The following is a 22,493-nucleotide window of genomic DNA, read 5'->3' as shown; positions in this document are numbered from 1 at the left end:
TGGTACCCACGTCCCCGTACCGTCTCGAACCCGTACGGCGACATCGATGCACCACTCATCACTTACGACCTCTCCCACGCCCGGGCGAACACGGCTCCGGAACACTTACCCCTCCAAGAATGCGTTATTTGTCCCGCAGACGAAGAGTGCGACGTGCCAGGAACCCGACGGAACGGAACCCGGCGCGACGCCACGGGGCGAGCCCCCGACGGGACGTCGGCCCGGTCGGGGCGGAAGGGGCACAGAGCGGCGGACGCAGGAGAACGGCGAGACCGGACGACTGCGAGACCGGGAAACGGCGAGACCGGGAAACGGCGAAGCCGGAAAAGGCGAAGTCGGAAAAGGCGAGGCCGGCGCGTCAGGAGGTCAGTAGGCCGGGAAGGCAGAAGGGCGCAGGGTGGGGACGGGGTCGAAGGAGAGAACCGGGCGGTCAAGCGCGCGCAGGGGCAGGCAAGCGGGCCGCAGGGGCAGGCAGGGAAGGAAGGGCAGGCAGGGCACACGGAAGACGGCCCCGGCGGTCGGCTCGTTCGAGCCCGGCCGCCGGGCCGTGGGGGGCACGCACGCCTCGCCGCATGCCCGTACTTCGCCGCCGAGGTGAGGCCCGACCAGGGGAGCCTGAAGCGGGGAGTCCTGGCGAGGCGGGGTTCACCCGAGACGGTTCAGAGCAGTCCGTCCCACATCTGTTCCAGCAGCATCGCCCACCAGGTCTCGGGTGTGCTCAGGGCAGCCGGGTCGAGGGCGACCAACTGGGCCTGGAAGTCGACCGTCCAGCGGCCCGCCTGCTCCGGCGTGAGTCCCACCCGCAGTCGCCACATGCGGCCCAGCATCGCCAGGCAGCGGACGAACTCGGGCAGTCCGCTGTTGACGAACTGGGCCGGTGCCGGACCGCCGCCCGGCCCGGCGTGCAGCGGAACCGCGACGATGTGCGCCGTGCCGTACTGCACGCAGATCTGGCGCCCGAAGTCGTTGCCCATGACCAGGTACGAACCCGCGTCGGCAGCCGGCTGCACACCGCGTTCCGCCGCCAGTTCGGCCAGGGTCGGCACCGGGCGCTGAGGCTGCGCCTGCGCCCAGAAGAACGGCCCGAAGTCGACCGGAAGCCCGGCCCACACCAGGGTCTGGGCGACGATGTCCGGGACCCCCTGCCGCGACACGGCCCGCTGGTCGAAACGGAACACCGACCGCCCGAATGCGTGGTCGAGTTCCGGGCCCAGCGCCTGGACGGGCACCGGCGGGATCGGCGGCACCTGGGACGGGTGCGGCAGCGGTACCCGCACCGGGGCCGGTCGTGCCGGGCCGTCGGCGACCTGGTGCAGCTCCCCCTGGTGCTCCAGCAGGTGCTGCACCCCGCGCTGCCGCGAGGCGTGGTCCGAGCCGTAGGGGGCGGTGTGGCTGATCCGTACCTGGGGCCACGTCTCCCGCACCATGCGGGCGCAGTAACCGCCGGGCAGGTCACACGACTCGAGTTCGGTGTGCAGCTCCACCACCTGCTGCGGAGGAACGTTCATCGTCCGCAGCTCGTGCAGCAACTGCCACTCGGGGTGCGGGGTGCCGGGCGCAGACCTCCGCACGATCTTCTGCTCCGACCCGTCCGGCGCACGGTAACTGAGCACCGCCATGTACCCCGGGCCCACCGTCGGCTGCCCTGGTGTCTGGGGCATCTGGGGCGGGTGGGGCGCCTGCGGGACCGAAGGCTGGGGAGCCTGGGGGTGGCCGGCCTGGGGCTGTGGTGCCGGGGGCGGCGGGAAGCCGGAGGCGCCATGCGCCGGCACCGGGCCGGGCGGCCCGGGCGGTCCGGCGGCAGGGCCTCCCCCTGGTCCGCCGGCACCGGCCAACGCCGCGCCGTCGGCGAGCATGGTCGCCGCCGCATGGACCCCGCCCGAGGAAGGACCGTTCCCGGCAGGCGTGCCGGCGCCCCCCACCGGTCCGGGCGGCGCCGGCGCTGCCGCAGGGACGCCGTTCGGGCCGGGCACCTGCGGAGGAGGCGGCGGCGGGGGCGGCGGTCCACCGGCTCGGGCCGTGGCCCCACGCGCCTCCTGACCGCCAGCGGACCGGGGAGCGTTCGGAGGCGGAGGCGGCGGCGGGGGCACACCCGGCCCACCGGCCTGTCCACCGCCACGGCCTGCTGCCGCGACGTTGCCCGGCAGCGCCGACCCGTCGGCCAGCATCGTGGCCGCCGCGTGCACCCCGCCCGGCTGCGCGCCACCGGACGGAGCCGGTGTCTGGGCTCCGCCCTGCTCCGCTCCGGACGCCCCCGGACCCGGTACCGCGTGACCGCTGTCACGACTCTGCGGCCCGTCCTGCTCGCCGAGTTCGACCTGCGAGACCATCTGGGTCGGGACGTAACCGGAAGCCACGCCACTGGAAGCACCGGCGCTGAAGGCACTGCCGCTGGAGGGAACGCCACCGGACGAGGCCGGTCCCGGGAAGGCGGACGGCCCCGGGGCCGGAGCCCCCTCCGCGGGGGCGGGCCCGGGCGGCACGGCGAACGGCGGCGGCAGGTCGGCCACGGCGGGACCGGTGGGCGGCGGCAGGTCGACCAGCCCACCACCAGTGGAGCCTCCGCCGGCGGGGGTGCCGCCGGCAGGGGTGCCGCCAGCGGCGATTCCCCCCGTAGGGCTTCCGCCTGCCGGGGCTCCGGCAGTGGGCGAGGAGGCGTCGGCGGTGGGAGCCACCCGCGTGGGCGGCAGCACTTCACCCCTGCGCAGCAGTTCCGTCTTCGCATCCGGCCGGCTCTGCTGCGCCGCCTGACCGCGATCGTCCTCGTCCGAGCCCACCAGCGGCGGAGCGGACACGGTGAGCGAGGGTTCCTCGGCCACGGAAGCCGCGGGCACGCCGGCCGGACCGTGGGTGCTCGGAGCCGGCGGCCCGGGGACAGCCGACGAGGCCGTGGGAGCCGTGGCGGCAGAGGGTGGTGGGGCTGCCGGGGCCGGTGTGGCCGGGGAGGGGGTCCTGTGGTCGGGGACGCCCATCGCGTCCGCCGCTTCCTGGAGCCAGTCGGGGGGCGTCAGCAGGAAGGACGTGGCGTTGAGGTCCACACGCTGCTGCGGCGCGGGGGCCACCGGCGCCACCGGAGCCGCACCGTACTCCTCGGTGTACCGGCGGATCACCTCGCCCACCGGGAGCCCCGGCCACAGCGTCGTCTCTCCGCTGTCCCGGGCGATCACCAGGCGGGTCCGGCCGCCGTCGGTCGTGGGGCCGCCCGCACGGTCCTCCGACCAGGCGACGAAGCCCAGGTCGAACTCCCGCACCCGCACCTCACGGTGCTGCTGTGCGGGCACACCGCCGTTGGCCCAGCCCTCAGCGCGCTCCTGCGCCTGCGCGAACGTCACCACCGCGCCTCACCCCTCCACCGGAACGGCCTGCGCGAAGCCACCGTCCACCATCAGGTTCGCCACCGTCTCCAACTCCGGCGGATCGCCGGCCAACCGCAGCAGGAAATCGTCGAAGTCCGCTCCGCAGGGCCTGAGCAGACCGGTCATCCGTTGCTGGACGTCCAGGCCGTCCCGGTCCCGGGCGTCGTCGTAGGCGGCGAACCACACCGTCCCCCGGTCCTCGCCCCTTACCTTGACGGCGATGACGCCGCCCTGGACGAAGGTCACCCCGAGGTAGTCCTTGGAGAGGTGGTCGCGCAGGCACTTGTTGACGTAGACGAGGTCGTTGAGGGCCGCGTCGTCCCGCACGGTGAAAAACGGCTGGTCCACCAGAAGTCCCAGCTCGGCGTCGAGGGCCACCCCCACCGGGGCGCAGCCGCCGGCCGCCTTCAGGAAGGCCCGGTAGGCGCCGGGCAACCGGTAGCCCAGCTTCTCCTCGGCGTCGACCACCTGCTCCTCGGAGACCGCGGTCTCCCGGGGCGGTACGGCGAAGTGTGCCGGCCGGGTCTCCTGCAACGGCCGCGTCCCGAGCTTCTCCTGGTCCGGACGGGACGTGGTCAGCCCACCGTGGTGCCGCAGCAGCGCCTTCACCTCGACGGGCACGAGTTCGAGCCGGCGCGTGAACGCCTTGTGGTGCCAGGTCCAGCCGTGGGGCGTGGCCACCGAGGAGCCTTCTGCCCAGAGTTCGTGTCCTTCGCCGTACTGGGCGGCATTGGCCGAGACGAAGTCGGTGAGCCGCAACTCGTCCACCCCGAAGCCCTCGGGAGGGGCGGCGATCTCCACCGCGGCCCGCGCGTAGGGGGAGAAGTCGGGGTACCCGTCCTCGTCCACCCACACTCCCGCCGGGTGCCGTGCGGCACGTACCGGGTCGGGGAAGTGCACGACCTGCCCTGCGTAGGCCGTGTTCGGCGGCGTGGCACGCCCGTCAGCCCGGGGACCGGAAGCCCCTTCCAGCCCGAGACCACCTGTCGTCATGGCACTTGCCCCCTGCTTGGAACCGGCTACTCACCCCAAGCCTATGCCGTCCGTCACCACGGCCGACGCCCCGCCTGCGGACCACCCGGGCCCCCGCCGGGCACCACACCCCGACCCGACGGAACACCGACAGGGCCTCACCAACCGGCCCGCGAACCGATACCACGATCGGCACCACGAACCGGCGCCCGCACCACGTGCGCGAACCGGCCCCGGGAGCCACCCTCGTGCACCGGTCCCGTGTATGGACCTCGCCTGCCGGCCCCGGGCACCGGTCCCGTGTGCGGACCTCGTGTGCCGACACCGCGTGCCGACACCGCGTGCCCGACCCCGTGTGCGGACCTCGCCGGCCGGCCGCGGGCCCGTCAGTCGTGAGTCCGTCAGTCGTGAGTCTGCGAGTCGTGGGCCCCTGAGTCGCAAGTCCGCAAGTCCGCAAGTCGTCAGTCCGTAAGTCATGAGGCTGCGAGCCGTGGGTCTGCGAACCGGAGGTCCGCAAGCCTTCGGTCCGAGGTGCTCTAGCTCTGGCCTGCTGACACGAAGACGCTGTGGCGCTGTGGCGCTGTGGCCCCTGTGGCGCTCCGAGCGTTCCCGGGGGAGTGCCCGACGCAGTGGGAGCCGGGGAGCCGGGGTTTCGCTTCCGTGCCCGTCCGGCGACGACTCCCCCAACCTGACCCCCAGCACAACAGAACGACATTCCGGACAGCACACCCGACTTCCCCAACAGCCGCGCCATTTGGCAGGCTGATCACCCCCGTTAGTCAGCGGGACACCGCAATCCGGGCCACGGGGAGGAACGGCAGCCCAATGAGCACCACTACACGACCCACCACTTCGTCCGGCACGGAGGCACCTGGCGCCGAAGCCGAGTCGCGCCGCGTCCGCCGCGGCGAGGCCGGCACGCGTTCTGCTGCCGTCGCGCCCCATGGCGCGGACAGCGCACCGGAGCCGGCCACCCGTTCCGACGACCCCCGGGTCCAGTGGAGCGCCTCCCCCGCCACGGAGACGCCGGTACTCCGCCACCGCCGCGACGGCATCCTCCCCACCACCGCGGCTGCGCTCTCGGTACGCGGCACCACGCTCACCTGCACCGCAAGCCGCGGGGAGCAGCCGCCCGCCCACCACCCCCTGATCCAGGACTTCCTGGACGCGCTGGCGACGGAGCGCCGGCACCGCTTCACCGGACGGTGCCCCGAGGCCGTGCTCCTCTCCCGGCACCTGAGCACCGTGGACAGCTCGCGCAGCAAGCGCGCCGCCCGCAAACCGCTCACCACCGGCGAAGCCCGACGGGCGTTCCGCCACGCCAAGATCACCACTCGGCACATCCGGGAGGACGGTGACCCCGCGCACGGCACCTACGCCACCCCCTGCACCTCCTGCGATGCGCTCCTCGCGCACTTCAACGTCACCCCCGTCGCACCCGCAGCCCCCGACGCCGCCACACCCGACTGACCGGCGGACCACCCCGGACCGTTGCCCCTCCCCCGCGCCTCCGGGCGCCGACCACTCCTCACACCCGCCGACCACTCATCACACCCGCCGACTGAACGCTGACCATGACGCCACCCGACATGCCCCCTGGCGGCCGACCTGCCTCCCCGGGACGCCCGCACGCTCCGCGCCCGAGGTCCACCGGGCGCGTGCCCTCCCCGACCCCGCCCGGCGACGGGGCGCCGCCCCCGCCGTCACTCGGTACGAGCAGCCCCGCTCACCAGCGGGAGGCCACCAGGTTTCCCGTCGCCGTCGACGCCACTCTGCGTGCGGCCGGCTGGGAGCCGGGCCGCTGGGACATAAGGCAGACCGAGCACTGGGCCGACGCCCTCCGAGCCCACAGCTCGCCCGGCGGCCACCGGCACGCCGTCTTCGCGGGCGCCGTGGAGGCATGGGCGGAGTTCGGCGGCCTCACCGTCACCCCCAGCGCTCCCGGTCGGCAGCTCGCACCCGTCACGTTCACCCTCGACCCCCTCCGCGGTCTCCACCTGGCACGCACTCTCGGCGACCTGGGGCACGCCCTCGGTACCGAGATGGCGCCCCTGGGAGGTGAGGACGACAGCGGAGCCGTCCTCACCATCGACGGCGAGGGACGGGTCTACAGCCTCGACCACAGCGGCGACTGGTTCCTCGGCGCCACCCTCGACCAGGCGCTCGCCACCCTGATCCTCGGCAACCAGCCCACCCGGCTGACCGTCTCCCTCCCCTGAAGGCCCTGTTCCGCTCCCTGGGTGCTCGCTCAGCGATCCGGGTCCTGGCGCGTCGGCCGTCCCCAGCCGGCCGCGCGTCGGGACTCCTCAGGCCGTCATCCCCACCGCCGGCAACACCGCCGAGACCCGGAACCCCCCGGCCTCCGTCACGCCGGAGACGAACACCCCTCCCAGCGAGGCCACACGCTCCCGCATCCCCAGGAGGCCGTTGCCCCCACTCGGCAGACCGGCGTCGGAGGCCGCACCGTTCGAGGGGCCGTTCTCCACCTGGATGGCCAGCTCACCCTCACGGTGTGCCACCCGTACCCGTGTCCGGGCCCCCGGTGCGTGCTTGTGGACGTTGGTCAGCGCCTCCTGCACCACGCGGAAGGCCGTCTGTTCCACACCCCGCCCGTAGGCGTCGCTCTTCCCGTCGACCGACAGCTCGACGGTCATACCGGCCGCACGGGACTGCTCGACCAGATCCTCCAGCCCGGACAGGTGTGGCCCGTCGGCGTCACCGTCCACCGCACGCGACTGCCACCCGGCGCCAGGGCGCGAGGGCGCTGCCGGCTGGTCCCGGGGGCTGCGCCGTGGAGCGGGGACCTGGCCTGCCGGCGTCACACCCCGCGGCGCCGGCCCGCGGGAGCCCGGGGCGCTGCTCCCGGACTGATCCGCGCCGGGGCGAGGGTCGGCGTCGGCCGCCGGACGGCTCCCGCCCGCCGCGCCGCGTGTGCTCGTCTCCGCCCCGGAGACCATCGCTGCCAGCCGTTCGGCCCCGGCTGCCTCGCGGTCGGCCGGGGAGGACCGCAGCACCCCCAGCATCTCGCGCAGCTCCGTCAGGGCCTGGCGCCCCATGTCGCCCACGAGCTCGGCGTTGCGTGAGGCCGCCTCCGGGTCCCGGCTCACGACGGCCCGCAGCGCGGCGGCGTGCACCACCATCAGGCTGACGCGGTGCGCCACCACGTCGTGCATCTCGCGGGCTATGCGTGCCCGCTCCTCGTTGCGGGCCCACTCGGCGCGCTCCTCCGCCCGGTCGGCCAGCAGCGAGAGTTCCCGCTCCAGGCCGTCGGCACGGTCGCGCAGGCTCTCCACCAGGCGGCGCCGGGCCCTGACGTACAGGCCGAGCAGGACCGGAGGTGCCGTGAGCACCAGCCCCATCGCCAGCGAGACACCGGGGACGAAGAGCAGCGGTGGGTCGAAGTCGGGGTCGGAGGCGATCTCCGACCGGAGCTTGAGGTAGGTCACGACCAGTGTGCCCACGATGGACATGCCGGCCAGCGTGGCCGTGGTGCTGCGCGGTATGTCCGAGGTCGCCAGCGAGTAGAGGCCGGCGATTCCCAGCAGGAAACCCATCTCCGCGGGTGTGACCGCAACCGAGACCAGGACCACCGCCACGGGCCAGCGCCGCCGCAGCAGCAGGACCGAGCCGACCACGAGGCCGAGTGCCACGCCTGAAGCCGTCGGTATGCCGGCGTCCCGTGCGAAGTCCCTCCCCTCACTGGCGCACTCCGCCATCGAGACCAGCGCCAGCAGGATGTCGAAGACTGCTGAGCGGCGCCGCGGCCACCACCAGGGTCCCGCCCCGGATGCCCCGGGCGCCCCTCGTGCCACCGCCGTACCACCGCTCTCCCCCGTGCCCTTCATGTCCACCACCCTACGGAAACCGTTGATCCCCCGACTCGGTGTGTGCGGGTGCAGGACCAGTAATCCCCAAGGCCCTCACCACACACACCGCAACGAACGAACGTTCGCTCGAACTGGTGAATCGACCGTGTTTTCGATGCGCGAGGGCCTTCCGGCGGGCGACGATCCCGTCATGACCTCCACACGAAGCACCTCCTCCCTCCGTCCGCGCACCACGCCCTCGGCGCCGGCACCCGTCACCGCGCCCCAGCCCGAGGCCGGGCCGCGCCGGTACCGGGTGGCCGACCCGAACCCGGTGCGCACCCCCGTCCCGCAGCGCTCCCCGAAACGCCCGGCCCCCTCCGCAGCGCCCCCCGAACCGCCCGCCGAAGGGCGGTGGGGCTCCCCTGACCACTCGCTTCCGGCCGGACCGTCGCATCGAAGGCCGGTGGTACGGCATAGTGTTGGGTGCCAGGTGAGGCAGGCCGGGGCTGTGCGCAGCCCGGTCTCCCCTGCGGTCCCCTGTGGTGTAATCGGCAACACGAGGCACTTTGGATGCTTTGTTCCAGGTTCGAGTCCTGGCAGGGGAGCCACCGCCTCACTTTCCGGGTCGAGTGTTCCGGCCTCTCGGGGGCATCCCCGACCGCCATGGACGACCTCACACCCGTCCCGCATGTCGCACAGAAGTCCCCCCGGTATCCTTCGGGTGAAGCCTCCCCGTAGCCAAGAAGCCGAAGGGCACCTCCGTGAGCGCCAAACGCCCGGCAGCCGTCGTCGTTCTCGCAGCGGGTGAGGGCACCCGCATGAAGTCGGCGACACCCAAGGTCCTGCACACCCTGTGCGGCCGGTCCCTCGTGGGCCACGTCCTCAGCGCGGCCCGAGAGCTGGGCCCCGAGCACCTCGTCGTAGTGGTGGGTCACGCGCGGGAACAGGTCACCGCCCACCTCCAGAGCATCGATCCCGCCGCCCGCACCGCTGTCCAGCACGAGCAGAACGGCACCGGCCACGCCGTCCGCACCGGGCTGGAGCAGCTGGCGGGCGACGGTGTCCACCTCGACGGCACCGTCGTCGTGGTGTGCGGCGACACGCCCCTGCTCACCGGGGAGACCCTGCAGCACCTCGCCTCGGTGCACGAGAACGACAAGAACGCCGTCACGGTGCTCTCCGCCGAGATGCCGGACGCCACGGGCTACGGGCGCATCGTCCGGACCCCGGACGGCGCCGTGCGCGAGATCGTCGAGCACAAGGACGCGAGCGAGGAGCAGCGGGCGATCCGGGAGATCAACTCCGGGGTGTTCGCCTTCGACGCGAAGCTGCTGATCGAGGCACTCGGCAAGGTGCGCACCGACAACAGCCAGGGCGAGGAGTACCTCACCGACGTGCTCGGCATCGTGCGTGAGGCCGGTCACCGGGTGGGCGCGGCCGTCGCCGCCGACCACCGGGAGATCGCCGGCATCAACAACCGCGTGCAGCTCGCCCAGGCCCGGCGCATGCTGAACGACCGGTTGCTGCACGAGGCGATGCTCGCCGGGGTCACCGTGGTGGACCCGGCGACGACCTGGGTCGACGTGACGGTGACGTTCGCTCCCGACACGGTGGTGCACCCGGGGACCGAGCTCATGGGGGCCACCTCACTCGCCGAGGGCGCCGAGGTGGGGCCCCACTCGCGGCTGACCGACACCGTGGTCGGCGCGGGCGCGGAGGTCGCCTTCTCCGTCACCCAGGGCGCCAGGATCGGTGCGGGCGCCAGCGTCGGCCCGTACGCCTACCTGCGCCCCGGTACCGAGCTGGGCCAGAAGGCCAAGGCCGGCACCTACGTGGAGATGAAGAACGCCTCCGTGGGCGAGGGCACCAAGGTGCCGCATCTCTCCTATGTCGGGGATGCGACCATTGGTGAGTACACCAACATCGGAGCGGCGAGCGTCTTCGTGAACTACGACGGCGAGACCAAGCACCACACGACGGTCGGATCCCACTGCAGGACGGGCTCGGACAACATGTTCGTGGCGCCCGTCACGGTCGGGGACGGCGCGTACACCGCGGCCGGCTCGGTCATCACCAAGGACGTGCCCCCGGGTTCGCTGGCGGTCGCGCGCGGCCAGCAGCGGAACATCGAGGGTTGGGTCGCTCGTAAGCGTCCCGGAAGCGCTGCCGCCAAGGCTGCTTCCGCCACCCGGGACGGCGTGGAGCCGTCGGGCGAGCACTGACCGTGCGAAGGAGTACGCCGGGCCCGGCGTACCGTGAGAAACGCACGCAAACAGGGATTCGAGGAGATTTGCTGTGACCGGGATCAAGACGACCGGCGAGAAGAAGCTGATGCTCTTCTCCGGCCGCGCCCACCCCGAGCTGGCCGAGGAGGTCGCGCACCAGCTCGGTGTCGGCCTGGTCCCGACGAAGGCGTTCGACTTCGCCAACGGTGAGATCTACGTCCGCTACCAGGAGTCGGCCCGCGGCGCGGACTGCTTCCTCATGCAGAGCCACACCGCTCCGATCAACAAGTGGATCATGGAGCAGTTGATCATGCTCGATGCTCTCAAGCGGGCCTCGGCCCGGAGCATCACCGTGGTCATCCCCTCCTACGGCTACGCCCGGCAGGACAAGAAGCACCGCGGCCGGGAGCCGATCTCGGCGCGCCTGGTCGCGGACCTGCTCAAGTGCGCGGGCGCCGACCGCATCGTCACGGTCGACCTGCACACCGACCAGATCCAGGGTTTCTTCGACGGCCCGGTGGACCACCTCTTCGCGCTGCCGGTCCTCGCGGACTACGTGGGCGCGAAGGTCGACCGCGAGAAGCTGACGGTCGTCTCCCCCGACGCCGGCCGGGTGCGGGTGGCGGACCGCTGGTGCGACCGCCTGGACGCCCCGCTGGCCATCGTGCACAAGCGCCGCGACAAGGACGTCGCCAACCAGGTGACCGTCCACGAGGTCGTCGGTGACGTGAAGGACCGGGTGTGCGTCCTGGTCGACGACATGATCGACACCGGCGGCACCATCTGCGCGGCGGCGGACGCGCTGTTCGCCAACGGGGCTGCCGACGTCATCGTCACGGCCACGCACGGCATCCTCTCCGGCCCCGCGGCCGACCGCCTGAAGAACTCCAAGGTCTCGGAGTTCGTCTTCACCAACACCCTGCCCACCCCGGGCGAGCTCGAGCTGGACAAGATCACGGTGCTGTCGATGGCGCCGACGATCGCGCGGGCGATCCAGGAGGTCTTCGAGGACGGTTCGGTGACGAGCCTCTTCGAGGAGCAGGCCTGACCTCCCCGTGAGGCCCGGCCGATCCACCGGCCTGACCTCTCCGGTCGGCCAGGCCTCCCCTGGCCCGGCCCCACCTCGCTCCACCGTGCGGTGATCGATTTCGGACGCGGCCTCCCCGCCGGGTAGACTCCCAGAGTTGCTCGGCGAGGGAGGCCGCACCCGTGTGTGCGGGGCTCCGTTATCGACGCGCTCTTCGTAGCAGGTCTGTCGTGGGCCGGGTGACTGGTCAGTTTCCGTACAGATCACGAGGAGTGCAGTCATGGCTGAGTACAAGCTCGACGCCGAGATCAGGACCGACTTCGGCAAGGGCGCCGCCCGCCGTCTGCGTCGCGAGTCCAAGGTTCCGGCGGTCATCTACGGTCACGGCGCGGAGCCGCAGCACGTGGCGATCGACAGCCACGCCCTGATGATGGCCCTGAAGATCCCCAACGTCCTCATCCGTCTGACGGTGGACGGCAAGTCGCAGCTGGTCCTCCCCAAGGACGTGCAGCGCGAGTACATCCGGCAGTTCCTGGTCCACGTCGACCTGCTGGCCGTCAAGCGCGGCGAGAAGGTCACCGTCGAGGTGCCGATCGTCGTCGAGGGCGACCTCGCCCCGGGCGGCAACCTGCTCGAGCACACCCTGAACGCCCTGCCGGTCGAGGCCGAGGCCACGCACCTGCCGGAGAACGTCACGGTCAACGTCGAGGGCGCCGAGGCCGGCCACTCCGTTCTGGCCAAGGACGTCAAGCTGCCCTCGGGCGTGTCGCTGGCCGTCGAGGAGGACGTGACCGTCCTGCAGGTCGTCGCCGCGCAGGCCGAGGAGCCCACCGAGGCTGAGGAGACCGAGGCCGAGGGTGCCGAGGCCGCCGCCGAGGCCGGCGAGGAGACCGCTGCCGAGGGCGAGGAGTCCTCGGAGGCCTGATCCTCCGGACTTCAGGCGCCGGGTCTCCGGTGCCGACGGCGGCCGGCAGGCCGCCGTCACCGGTGGACCGGGTAGGGCGTTCTGTGCGCCTGTCCCGCGATGACCGGTGGTAAGTCGTCCGCTGCCCCGCGCCTTCGGGTGCGGGGCAGCGGTCGTGTGCGGGCCCCCGCGAACGGGACGGAGACGGACCCGGCCGCGCCGAGGCGACGCGACCGCCCCAACCGCCTGCCGCCGCCCCGACGGGCTGGGGTTGTCCCGGCGCCCGGAGTTGTTCCGGCGCCTGAGAATGTCCCGGCACGCAGTGGTTGCCGGGTTGCCGCGGCGCTCGTGGTGGCGGTTGCCGGACGGACGAGGAGAGTGAGTGATGGCGGAGTCGACGGACCCCTGGCTGGTTCTGGGGCTTGGCAATCCGGGGCCGGAGTACGCGAACAACCGGCACAACGTCGGGTTCATGGTCGCCGACCTGCTGGCGCAGCGGATGGGCGCCCGGTTCAAGGCGCACAAGTCGCGGGCCCAGGTGGTGGAGGGCCGGCTCGGTGCCCCGGGGCCGGGGAGCCGCAGGGTGGTCGTGGCCAAGCCCTCGTCGTACATGAACCTCTCGGGCGGGCCGGCGACGGCGCTGCGCGACTTCTACAAGGTGCCGGTGGCCAACATCGTGGCGGTGCACGACGAGTTGGACATCGACTACGGCGTGCTCCGGCTCAAGCTGGGCGGCGGTGACAACGGGCACAACGGCCTGAAGTCGATGACGAAGGCCATGGGCCCGGACTACCACCGGGTGCGGTTCGGCATCGGGCGCCCGCCGGGCAGGATGCAGGTGGCGGACTTCGTCCTGAAGGACTTCTCGGGTGCGGAACGCCGCGAGCTGGACTACTTCGTGGACCGTGCCGCGGACGCGGTGGAGGCACTGATCACCGAGGGCCTGGAGCGGGCGCAGACCACATACAACTCCTGATGGCTACGGACCTGCCGCGGTACCGGCCACGCCACCACTCGGTGACGGGACACGGGTTGCCGAACACGGCTTGGAAACACGGGTTGCGGAACACGGGTTGCGGAACACGGGTTGCGGAATACGGCTTGCAGGGCTCAGGTCGCAGGACACGGTCAGGGACAGGTTTGACGGTCTGCGGGCGACGCGGCCCACGAGGAGTCCGTCCACGCCGCTCCCGCAAGGGCCCGGCCCCCGCAAGCCCGCTGTCCGCAGCCCGGCCGTCCGTCCTCCGCTGTCACCAGCCCGTTGCCCGCAGCCCACTCAGCAAGGCCCACTGTCCGCAGCCCGCTCAGCAAGGCCCACTGTCCGCAGCTCCGGCGCCGGCTCCGGCTCAGGCTGCGGCTCCGGCTCCGGCTCTGCCGAAGGGGAGTGGCGCACCGCGGAAGCGGACACCACGTGCCCGGCACCACGCCTGGGCAGAAGCTCACGACGCCTGGGCAGCGACGCGGGAAGCCCGGGCAGCGGCGCGCGAAGCCCGGGCAGCGGCGCGCGAAGCCCGAGCAGCGGCGCGCGAAGCCCGAGCAGCGGCGCAGGAAGCCCGGTCAGAGGCGCAGGAAGCCTGGTCAGAGGCTGAGGAAGGCGGCGCACATGACGAGGCCGCCGAGAATGCCCATGCCCCAGGCGGTCCGTCGTAGCCGCATGCCGCCGGCGACGACGAGTGCGGCCAGGAGCAGCGCACCGCCCAGCGGGACCCACGAGTAGAGGACACCGCTCAGCCCGGTGCGGACGGCCTCGCTGCTTCCCGGCCGGATGACGACGGTCGCCCGCTGCCCGGCGTCCGGTGCGGCGATGCTGGTGAGAGTGACCTTGCGGTGGCCGGAGTGCGGGGAGGCGGGGGCCTCGGGGGCGAAGGTCCCGGTGCACCGGTCGTCGCGGCAGCTGGTGACGGTGACCGTGCCGCGTTCGTGGCCGCGCGGGAGCATGGCGTAGCGGGCGGTCCCCCAGGAGGACCAGACCCCGGCGGCCAGGAGCAGCAGTGCGAGCAGCCCGGTGAGGACGACCCGGGCGAGGAGCACCAGCCCGAAGGCGCGCTCGCCCGTCCTGCGCAGGGCACTGCGGCGGGGCCGGCGCACGGTCCTGGTGGCGCCGGCGCGGGCCGGGGAGCCGCCGGCCGGTCTGGAGGAGGCACTGTTCCTGGTACGGCTGGAGGACATGGCGGCGATCCTTGGGCATATGTCAGCACGCGGTCAACCACGGCGACGCGAACGGCAGCGGACCGGAAACCCGGGGTCCACGTAGCCGTCCCATCCGGGGATTCCTCCCCGCACCGCCCCCGCACCGCCGCCTCAGTCCACGTCGACCGCGAGCGAGTAGAACCGGGTCACCTGGTCCTGGGCGTCGTTGTCGTCGGAGACCAGGTAGAGCACGCGGCGGCCGCGGTAGGGGCCTCGGGTCAGCTCCGGCCCCAGCGCCATGCCCTCGACGTTGGTGACCAGGGGGTGGGCGCGGTTGGGCTCGTCCGGGTTGGGGACGTTGCCCTGCGGGCACTTGGCCAGGTCGAAGAGCAGCTCCTTGTGGGCCAGTCGGCTCGCCGGGGCCCGGCCGAGGTCCGGGATGCGGCTGACGTCGGTGTCGGAGACGTCCGTCCGGTAGACGCGGACGGTGTTGCCGTTCTCGGGGTCGTAGGTGCGTTCCAGGGTGAGGAGGTGGCGCCCGCCCAGTGCGACGATGTCGGCCAACTGCCCTTCAGGCCGCACCGGGTAGGCGAGCTGGCGGTCCAGGCTCCAGCCGTGCGGCCCGCCCCTGACGTACCGCACCAGGCGTATGACGTCGCTCCCCTGGTTGCTGCTCTCGGAGGCCAGGGGGACCTGGAGGCCGCTGTAGAGCAGGTCGCCGTCGGGGGTACGGGCCAGGGACTCCAGCAGCTCCGAGCGTTTGGCGGCGCTGCCGGGCCCCGGGCGGAAGGACTGCGGGATCTCCAACTCGTCCTGGAGGCGTCCGTCGGTACGGCTGAACCGCCCTATGGACGGCTCGGTCTCGGAGGCCACCAGGTAGCCCTCCTTGGTGACGACGAGCCCTTCCCCGTCGAACTCCTCGTCCGCGTACAGGCTTCCGTCGGGGGCGCGCAGCTGCACGGCGTCGGTGACGTGGACGTCGAGGTGGTCGGGGGTGCCCAGGGACACGGCGTAGAGGCGGGCGTTCTTGTCGTCGACGGCGTAGCCGCGGGCGGGGCCGGTGAGGCTGAGGCCGGACAGTCCCGCGATCCGCTCGCCCCGGTAGCTCTTCTCGTCCAACTGGTCGGAGTGGCCCAGGAGGGCGGCGGCCGGGGAGCAGGTGGCGCCGGCCGCCGGGGAAGCGGTGGTGTGGTCGGTGAGCAGGGCGGTGGCCGCGGCGCACACCCCGGCCGTGAGGACCGCGCCCACGGTGACCAGGATGCGGCGCAGACGGTGGCGTCCGGGGTCCTCCGGTGGTGCGCCGGCGTCCGGCGGCCTGTTCCCCGGGCTGCTCCGCGGGCGGTTCTCCTCCTGCGGTCTCTCCGGTGGTCTCTGCGGCGGGTCGCTGCCGGCGGCGGGCGGCGCGGTGGGGGCGTCGGTCGTGGGCTTCCCGGGAGCGGGCCAGGCGGCGTTGTGCACCAGTGGGGCGTGGCCGATGTCGCCGTCGGACTGGCGTCGGGGGTGCTGTTCGGGGTCGCGGCGCAGCGCCCGGTAGAGGTCCTCGGGGCTGAGGGTCTCGCCACCCTCGGGGATGCCGTGCTGCAGGAGGCGGACGAGGGCCCCGGTGAACCGGGTGTGCTCGGCGCCCTCCGGCGCGAAGGCCACGGCGTCCAGGTCGCAGGCGGCCAGCCGGTAGGTGCCCTCCACCGGTGTCATGGGCAGGATGTCGGGCTCGGTGGCCAGGGCGGACTGGGCGTCGATGATGAGGCCGCTGAAGCAGCAGTCCATGATGACGATCTTGCGGCGGGCCCTGGAGCCGTCCAGCACCGCCCGGCGGAAGTCGCTCCAGGCGATGGAGGACCAGGGCCTGTCCGGCGTGGAGCCCGTGACGCTCAGCCGCAGCTTGCCGCCGCCGGGGTCCACCAGGCCGTGGCCCGCGTAGTAGACGACCAGGGTGTCGGTGGCGGTGGCGGCGGTCCTGGCGGCGCGGTCGAGCAGGGTGTCGGTCCGCTCCGGGTCGGTGAGCGCGAGGCACCTGCCGGCCGGCAGGCCCCAGATCCGGCGGTCGGTGAGGAGTTGGTGCAGGCGCAGGCAGCCGTGCACGGCAGCGGGGAGTTCCTCCAGCAGTGCGTACCGGCTCACGCCTATCAGCACGGCCGCCGACTCGGCGGGGTCGGGCACGGAGGCCGGTGGCGTGGTCATCGGGACGGGCCGGAGGGGTCACGGCCGGGCCCCACCGGGCAGGGCCCGGCGTCCGGTTCGCCGGAGTCCGCGGCTGCGGGGCCGGGCGCACCGTCCGCCGGGTCCTCGTCGGGCCGGGGGCCGGGGAGGCGGGCCGGTTGCCCCGGTGGCTCCTCGGGGTCTCCCGTGCGGACCGGGTGTGCCCGTGCCTCTCCGAGGCAATCCGTTCCGACCGGTTGCGCCGCGGGCTCCTCGGGCTCGTCCGTGCGCCGGCGGTCGGTCAGGGCGTGGCGCACCGAGTCGGCGTCGACCTGGCCGGCGGGGATGACGGTGCTGCGGCCGTCCCGGGTGACGACCACGTCGCCGTCGGCGGTGAGGCTGACGGTGTGGTCCTCGGCCTCGACGACGGGGGCGGAACGCGGGCGGCACGCCTGTCGCCAGGCGGCCACCGACAGGATCAGCGAGGCCAGCTGGAAGGAGGAGTCGACGGCGAGCTGGATGGCGTCGAAGGCGGTGCCCATGCTTCCCGCCGGCGCGGACACCGGGCGCAGGGAGATGCGGGCGTGGAGCCGGACACGGCGGTCGCGGCACAGCCAGGTGTGCAGGGAGGCCTGGGAGTCGGCGGGTTCCTCGGCGGAGAAGGTCAGGATCACCATCGCGGTGGGCTCCGGGTGACGAGGTGGACGGGACGGCGGTCGCCCAGCCGTGCACGAACGCCGTCGTGTTCTCCAACTGGCTCGGATGTTACCTCAGTTGAAACTTCCGGGAGGGCTCCCGGAAGAGCGTCCGCGGCGGGTCCTCCGTCCCGTTCGTTCCGTGCGGTCCCACCGCCTCCGCCCGCCGGGAGCCGACGGCGTCCGCCGCGATGCGCTCGGGTCCGGCCCGCTCCCGCAGACGGGGCCGGCCCGCGTCCGGGAGTGGACGCGGGCCGGCCGGTGGCTGCGGCGGTGGCGGGTCAGCCGGTGTTGCGCAGGCCCGCGGCGACGCCGTTGACGGTCAGCAGCAGCGCGCGGGAGAGCACGGGGTCGGGCTCGGCCCCGGCCTTGGCGGCCTCCCGCTGGCGGTGCAGCAGGGTGACCTGGAGGTAGGAGATCGGGTCCAGGTAGGCGTCACGGATGTGGAAGGTCTGCTTCAGCACCGGGTTGGCGTCCAGGAGGTCGTCCTCGCCGGTGATGCGCAGGACCTCGGCGACCGTGAGGGCGTGCTCGGCCTTGATGACGTCGAAGACGTGCTTGAGCTCGTCGGGGACGAGGGTGTCGACGTAGTGCTGGGCGATCCGCAGGTCGGTCTTGGCCAGCGTCATCTCGACGTTGGACAGGAAGTTGCGGAAGAAGTGCCAGTGCGAGTGCATCTCGTCGAGGACGGTGTCCAGCCCGGCCTCCCGGGCGGCCTTCAGGCCGCTGCCGACGCCGAACCAGCCGGGGACGATCTGGCGGGACTGGGTCCAGCCGAACACCCACGGGATGGCACGCAGTCCGTCGAGGCCGGCGCCGGAGTCGGGCCGGCGGGAGGGCCGGGAGCCGAGGTGGAGTTCGGCGAGCTGGTCGACGGGCGTGGAGGCGAAGAAGTAGGCGGGCAGGTCGGGGTCGTCGACGAGGTCGCGGTAGGCGCCGTGGGCCGCCTCGGAGACGGTCTCCATGGCGGCGTCCCAGCGGGCCAGCGCCTCGGCGGACTGCCGCGGCTCGGTGTGCAGGGCCGAGGCCTGGAGGGTGGCGGCCACGGTCAGTTCGAGGTTCTCGCGGGCCAGCGAGGGGACGAGGTACTTGTCGGAGATGACCTCGCCCTGCTCGGTGACCTTGATCTCGCCCTCCAGCGTGCCGTAGGGCTGGGCGAGGATCGCGTCGTGCGAGGGGCCGCCACCGCGGCCGACGGTGCCGCCGCGGCCGTGGAAGAGGCGCAGCCGCACGCCGTGCCGGTGGGCGACGTCGCGCAGCAGGCGCTGGGCGCGGTGGATCTCCCACTGGGAGGTGGTGATGCCGCCGAACTTGGAGGAGTCGGAGTAGCCGAGCATGACCTCCTGCACGTCGCCGCGGAGCGCCACCAGGCGCCGGTAGGAGGGGTCGGACAGCATCTCGTCCAGGAGCTGGTCGGCGATCTTGAGCTCGTCGGTGGTCTCCAGGAGCGGCACGATGCCGATCTTGGCCCAGCCGGCGTGCAGGTCGATCAGTCCGGCCTCGCGGGCCAGGACGGCGGCGGCGAAGACGTCGTCGGAGCCCGCGCACATCGAGATGATGTAGGACTCGATGACCTCGGGGCCGAAGCTCTCCTGGGCCTTGGCGACCGTCTCGAAGACGCCGAGGGTCTTGCGGCCCGCCTCGTCCAGCGGCGCGGGGGTGGGCGCCAGCGGACGGCGGGAGCGCAGCTCCTTGGCCAGGAGCTTGCCCCGGTACTCGCGCGGCATGTCCGCGTAGCGCCACGACTCCTCGCCGAGGCGGTCGAAGAGCTGGCCCAGGGCGTGGTGGTGGGCGTCGGCGTGCTCGCGGACGTCCATGGTGGCGAGCTGGAGGCCGAACGCGGAGATGGTGCGGATGGCCCGCTCCAGGCGGCCGTCGGCGACGAGGGTGCCGCGGTGGGCGCGCAGCGAGGTCTGGATGAGGGTGAGGTCCTCCAGCAGCGCCGCGGTGCCGAGGTAGTCGCGGCCGGGGACGTGCGGGGTGCCCTCGGCCAGTCGCTCGCGGGTGTTGAGCAGCTTCTGCCGGATGCAGGTCAGCTTGAGCCGGTAGGGCTCCTCGGCGTTGAGCCGCTTGTAGCGGGGGCTGATCTCGGGCAGGGCGTCGATGTCGGCCTGGAGGGAGGTGAGGAGTTCCTCGGTGGCGCCGGAGTTGCGGATGGAGTTGGAGAGGGCTCCGCGCAGCTCGTCGACGTGCTCCAGGGCGTCGGTGATGCCGTGCTCGTGCTGGAGGATGAGGACGTCCCAGGTGACCTGCGGGGTCACGTTGGGGTTGCCGTCGCGGTCGCCGCCGATCCAGGTGCCGAAGGTCAGCGGGCGGGTGCCGGCGGGCAGGGTGGTGCCGACCCGCTCCAGCTCGGCGGCCAGGTCCTCCAGGACGTCGCCGACGGCGCCGCGGCCCAGCTCGTCGAGGTAGTAGATGGCGTTGCGCGCCTCGTCGCTGGGTTCGGGGCGGGCCACGCGCAGCTCGTCGGTCTGCCAGATGAGGTCGACGTTCTCGGCGAGGCGGGCGTCGGTGCGCCGGCGGTCGGTGGCGTCGGTGTGGTCCAGCAGCTCGGCGATGCGGCGGAGCTTGGTGAGGACCGAGCGGCGGGCGGCCTCGGTCGGGTGGGCGGTGAAGACCGGGCGGACCGCCAGGTGCTCGGCGGTCTCCTGGAGGTGCTGGGGGTCGGCGTCCTTGAGCATGTCCGCGGTGCGGGCGAGGATGCCGCCCTCCGTGGAGCGGCGGGCGCGCAGCTCGCGGCCGCGGTGGACCTGCTCGGTGACGTTGGCGAGGTGGAAGTAGGTGGAGAAGGCACGGACCAGCTTGGCGGCGGTGGGGAGGTCGGTCGCGCCGACGAGCTCGGCGGCGGCCTCCCCGTCACTGCGGGTCAGCGCGCGGACGCGCTCGACCAGGTCCAAGAGGTCCTGCCCCTCCTGGCGCACGAGGGTCTCGCCGAGGAGGTCGCCCAGGCGCCGGATGTCGGCGCGCAGGGCTCCGTTGGCGGCGGCCTCGGCAGGCCCGCCGCCGGTGATGTCGATGACGCCGTCGTCGGCGGTCCGCTCGGCTCCCGGCGTTGCAGAGGCGGGGCGAGGGGTGCTGTCGGCACTGCTCACGGGTGCGGCTCCTTGCCGTGTTTATGCACGTTGGGGACTTGCTGGCGGGTTGGCGGACCGCGCTGTCCGACGCCCACAGGATAGGTCGCTTCCGTCTGGAGGGATCTGCCTGTCCGTTTTCTGGGCAGTTGGGGAAAGGATGGAGCGGCGTCAGGCCCTTGCCGGACGTCGTGGCACTGCCATACTTACGAAACCGTAGGTTACGGCTCCGTAGGCGTAGCCTCGCGGTGTCCATTCCCCCGACCCCCACGAGGGACCACATGACTGTTAGCCCGGAAGTCCTGGAAGAGTCACCACAACCCGGCACGGCCGGTGCCGCGCCCCAGACCGTGCCCTCCGCGACGCTCGGCGGTGAGCGCAAGGGAACCGTCGAGCAGCTCACCCTGATGGCATTCATCGTGGTGCCGTTCGTGGCACTGGTGGCCGCGGTGCCCCTGGCCTGGGGCTGGGGCATGAGCTGGCTCGATGTCGCCCTGCTGGTGGTGATGTACTACATCGGCTGCCACGGCATCACGATCGGTTTCCACCGGTACTTCACGCACGGCGCCTTCAAGGCGAAGCGTCCGCTGCGCATCGCCCTGGCGATCATGGGCTCGATGGCGGTGGAGGGTCCGCTGGTGCGGTGGGTCGCCGACCACCGCAAGCACCACAAGTTCTCCGACGCCGAGGGCGACCCGCACTCGCCGTGGCGGTACGGGGAGACCGTGCCCGCCCTGATGAAGGGCCTGTGGTGGGCCCACATCGGCTGGATGTTCGACGAGGAGCAGACGCCGCAGGAGAAGTACGCACCCGACCTGATCAAGGACGGGGCCATCCGGGCCATCTCCCGCCAGTTCGTGCTCTGGACGCTCGTCTCGCTGCTGATCCCGCCGCTCGTCGGCGGTCTGGTCACGATGTCCTGGCAGGGCGCCCTCTCGGCGTTCTTCTGGGGTTCGCTGGTGCGGGTCGCGCTGCTGCACCACGTGACCTGGTCGATCAACTCCATCTGCCACGCGGTCGGCAAGCGGCCGTTCCGCTCCCGGGACCGCTCGGGCAACGTGTGGTGGCTGGCGGTGCTCTCCTGCGGTGAGTCCTGGCACAACCTGCACCACGCCGACCCGACCTGCGCGCGGCACGGCGTCCTCAAGGGCCAGGTGGACTCCAGCGCGCGGCTGATCCGCTGGGCCGAGCTGGCCGGCTGGGCCTACGACGTGCGGTGGCCGAACCGGTCCCGGATCGATTCCCGCCGGCAGGAGGACGACTCCCGCCGTAAGGAGCGTGCTGCTCAGGCGGCATGATGGAGGCCGTGGCGAGCGACGGCGGTGTGAAGAGCGACAAGGACGGTGGCGGAACCAAGCCGGGGGCGCGGCGCACCCGCCGGGTGCGCATGACGGGCAAGGAACGCCGCGAGCAGTTGCTGGACGTCGGCCGTACGTTGTTCGCCGCCCGGGGCTTCGAGGGCACCTCGGTGGAGGAGATCGCGGCGAAGGCCGGGGTGTCCAAGCCGGTGGTCTACGAGCACTTCGGGGGCAAGGAGGGCCTGTACGCGGTCGTCGTCGACCGCGAGATGCGGCAGCTGCTGGAGATGGTGACGGGCGCACTGACCGCCGGCCACCCCCGGGAGTTGCTGGAACAGGCCGCGTTCGCGTTGCTGGACTACATCGAGTCCTATACGGACGGGTTCCGCATCCTGGTGCGGGACTCCCCCGTCGCGCAGTCGACCGGCACCTTCGCCTCGCTGATCAGTGACATCGCGACGCAGGTGGAGGACATCCTCGGGCTGGAGTTCAAGGCCCGCGGGTTCGAGCCGAAGCTGGCGCCGCTGTACGCGCAGGCGCTGGTCGGCATGGTGGCGCTGACCGGTCAGTGGTGGCTGGACGTCCGCAGGCCCAGGAAGGCGGAGGTCGCGGCCCACCTGGTGAACCTCGCCTGGCACGGCCTGGACGGTCTGGAGTCCAGGCCCCGGCTGATAGGGCACCGCAAGGCGTGAGCGGCCGGAGGTGCGCCGGGGGCGGGGTCCGCCACCGGCGCGCCGGGTCCGTGCCGCCCCAAGGGCCCCGTCCTCGTGGAGGACGCTGTTGGTTAATTCGGGCTCTCGCGTGACGTCGGCCTTCAAGACCCGGTTGTGGTCTTGAAGGCCGACGTTGTCGTATGGGGTGGGTGCG

General features: G+C 72.6%; 15 protein-coding genes and 1 tRNA gene. 9 read left to right on the top strand and 7 right to left on the bottom strand.

Annotation, left to right across the window (positions count from 1 at the left end):
* Nucleotides 1-659: 659 nt before the first annotated feature.
* Nucleotides 660-3,335 carry an SUKH-4 family immunity protein gene (locus ACFV3R_RS24140; protein WP_385586811.1) on the bottom strand — a complete coding sequence of 892 codons (2,676 nt, stop codon included), beginning with the start codon at nt 3,333-3,335 and terminating at the stop codon, nt 660-662.
* Between the two features lie 6 nt (nt 3,336-3,341).
* The gene (locus ACFV3R_RS24135) at nt 3,342-4,349 is read right to left on the bottom strand and encodes an SMI1/KNR4 family protein (RefSeq protein ID WP_385586808.1); all 1,008 of its coding nucleotides are present in this window, start codon (nt 4,347-4,349) and stop codon (nt 3,342-3,344) included.
* Nucleotides 4,350-5,153: 804 nt separating this feature from the next.
* On the opposite strand from ACFV3R_RS24135, the gene ACFV3R_RS24130 reads away from it, so the two are divergent.
* Together ACFV3R_RS24130 and ACFV3R_RS24125 are read left to right on the top strand one after the other, a co-directional pair.
* Complete coding sequence (locus tag ACFV3R_RS24130; protein ID WP_385586805.1) at nt 5,154-5,798, top strand: YwqJ-related putative deaminase; 645 nt, start codon at nt 5,154-5,156, stop codon at nt 5,796-5,798.
* Nucleotides 5,799-5,986: 188 nt separating this feature from the next.
* The gene (locus ACFV3R_RS24125) at nt 5,987-6,547 is read left to right on the top strand and encodes an SUKH-3 domain-containing protein (RefSeq protein WP_385586802.1); all 561 of its coding nucleotides are present in this window, start codon (nt 5,987-5,989) and stop codon (nt 6,545-6,547) included.
* An 87-nt stretch (nt 6,548-6,634) separates the two neighbouring features.
* On the opposite strand, the gene ACFV3R_RS24120 is transcribed toward ACFV3R_RS24125, so the two are convergent.
* On the bottom strand, nt 6,635-8,173 hold the full coding sequence (locus tag ACFV3R_RS24120; protein WP_385586799.1) for a histidine kinase: 1,539 nt from the start codon (nt 8,171-8,173) through the stop codon (nt 6,635-6,637).
* Between the two features lie 497 nt (nt 8,174-8,670).
* On the opposite strand from ACFV3R_RS24120, the gene ACFV3R_RS24115 reads away from it, so the two are divergent.
* From ACFV3R_RS24115 to pth, 5 genes are all read left to right on the top strand, one after another.
* Nucleotides 8,671-8,745 (top strand) — tRNA-Gln (locus ACFV3R_RS24115).
* Between the two features lie 153 nt (nt 8,746-8,898).
* Nucleotides 8,899-10,359 carry a bifunctional UDP-N-acetylglucosamine diphosphorylase/glucosamine-1-phosphate N-acetyltransferase GlmU gene (gene glmU, locus ACFV3R_RS24110; RefSeq protein ID WP_385586796.1) on the top strand — a complete coding sequence of 487 codons (1,461 nt, stop codon included), beginning with the start codon at nt 8,899-8,901 and terminating at the stop codon, nt 10,357-10,359.
* A 73-nt stretch (nt 10,360-10,432) separates the two neighbouring features.
* On the top strand, nt 10,433-11,410 hold the full coding sequence (locus ACFV3R_RS24105) for a ribose-phosphate diphosphokinase (RefSeq protein WP_385586793.1): 978 nt from the start codon (nt 10,433-10,435) through the stop codon (nt 11,408-11,410).
* A gap of 259 nt (nt 11,411-11,669) precedes the next feature.
* Complete coding sequence (locus tag ACFV3R_RS24100; RefSeq protein WP_385586790.1) at nt 11,670-12,314, top strand: 50S ribosomal protein L25/general stress protein Ctc; 645 nt, start codon at nt 11,670-11,672, stop codon at nt 12,312-12,314.
* Nucleotides 12,315-12,678: 364 nt separating this feature from the next.
* Nucleotides 12,679-13,269, top strand: coding sequence for an aminoacyl-tRNA hydrolase (pth, locus tag ACFV3R_RS24095; protein WP_385586787.1), 591 nt, complete (start codon nt 12,679-12,681; stop codon nt 13,267-13,269).
* A 602-nt stretch (nt 13,270-13,871) separates the two neighbouring features.
* Here pth and ACFV3R_RS24090 read toward each other — a convergent pair.
* The 4 genes from ACFV3R_RS24090 to ppc form a co-directional block, all read right to left on the bottom strand.
* A complete protein-coding gene (locus tag ACFV3R_RS24090) occupies nt 13,872-14,462 on the bottom strand; it encodes a hypothetical protein (protein ID WP_385586783.1) in 591 nt (196 codons plus the stop codon).
* Nucleotides 14,463-14,594: 132 nt separating this feature from the next.
* Nucleotides 14,595-16,604 (bottom strand): esterase-like activity of phytase family protein, encoded by a 2,010-nt coding sequence (locus ACFV3R_RS24085; protein ID WP_385586780.1) that lies wholly within the window; start codon nt 16,602-16,604, stop codon nt 14,595-14,597.
* Nucleotides 16,601-17,239: a hypothetical protein gene (locus ACFV3R_RS24080; protein ID WP_385586777.1), complete on the bottom strand. Its 639-nt coding sequence runs from the start codon at nt 17,237-17,239 to the stop codon at nt 16,601-16,603. Before ACFV3R_RS24080 ends, ACFV3R_RS24085 begins: the two co-directional genes overlap by 4 nt.
* A gap of 299 nt (nt 17,240-17,538) precedes the next feature.
* On the bottom strand, nt 17,539-20,349 hold the full coding sequence (gene ppc, locus ACFV3R_RS24075; protein ID WP_385586774.1) for a phosphoenolpyruvate carboxylase: 2,811 nt from the start codon (nt 20,347-20,349) through the stop codon (nt 17,539-17,541).
* Nucleotides 20,350-20,609: 260 nt separating this feature from the next.
* Between ppc and ACFV3R_RS24070 the strand changes: the two genes are divergently transcribed.
* Both ACFV3R_RS24070 and ACFV3R_RS24065 read left to right on the top strand, forming a co-directional pair.
* Nucleotides 20,610-21,626 (top strand): acyl-CoA desaturase, encoded by a 1,017-nt coding sequence (locus ACFV3R_RS24070; protein WP_385586771.1) that lies wholly within the window; start codon nt 20,610-20,612, stop codon nt 21,624-21,626.
* The gene (locus tag ACFV3R_RS24065; RefSeq protein WP_385586768.1) at nt 21,623-22,318 is read left to right on the top strand and encodes a TetR family transcriptional regulator; all 696 of its coding nucleotides are present in this window, start codon (nt 21,623-21,625) and stop codon (nt 22,316-22,318) included. The genes ACFV3R_RS24070 and ACFV3R_RS24065 overlap by 4 nt, the downstream gene beginning before the upstream one ends.
* Nucleotides 22,319-22,493 lie beyond the last annotated feature (175 nt).

This window comes from Streptomyces sp. NPDC059740 (assembly GCF_042733155.1).
Lineage (GTDB): Bacteria > Actinomycetota > Actinomycetes > Streptomycetales > Streptomycetaceae > Streptomyces.
This window is presented reverse-complemented; position numbering and strand designations above follow the sequence as displayed.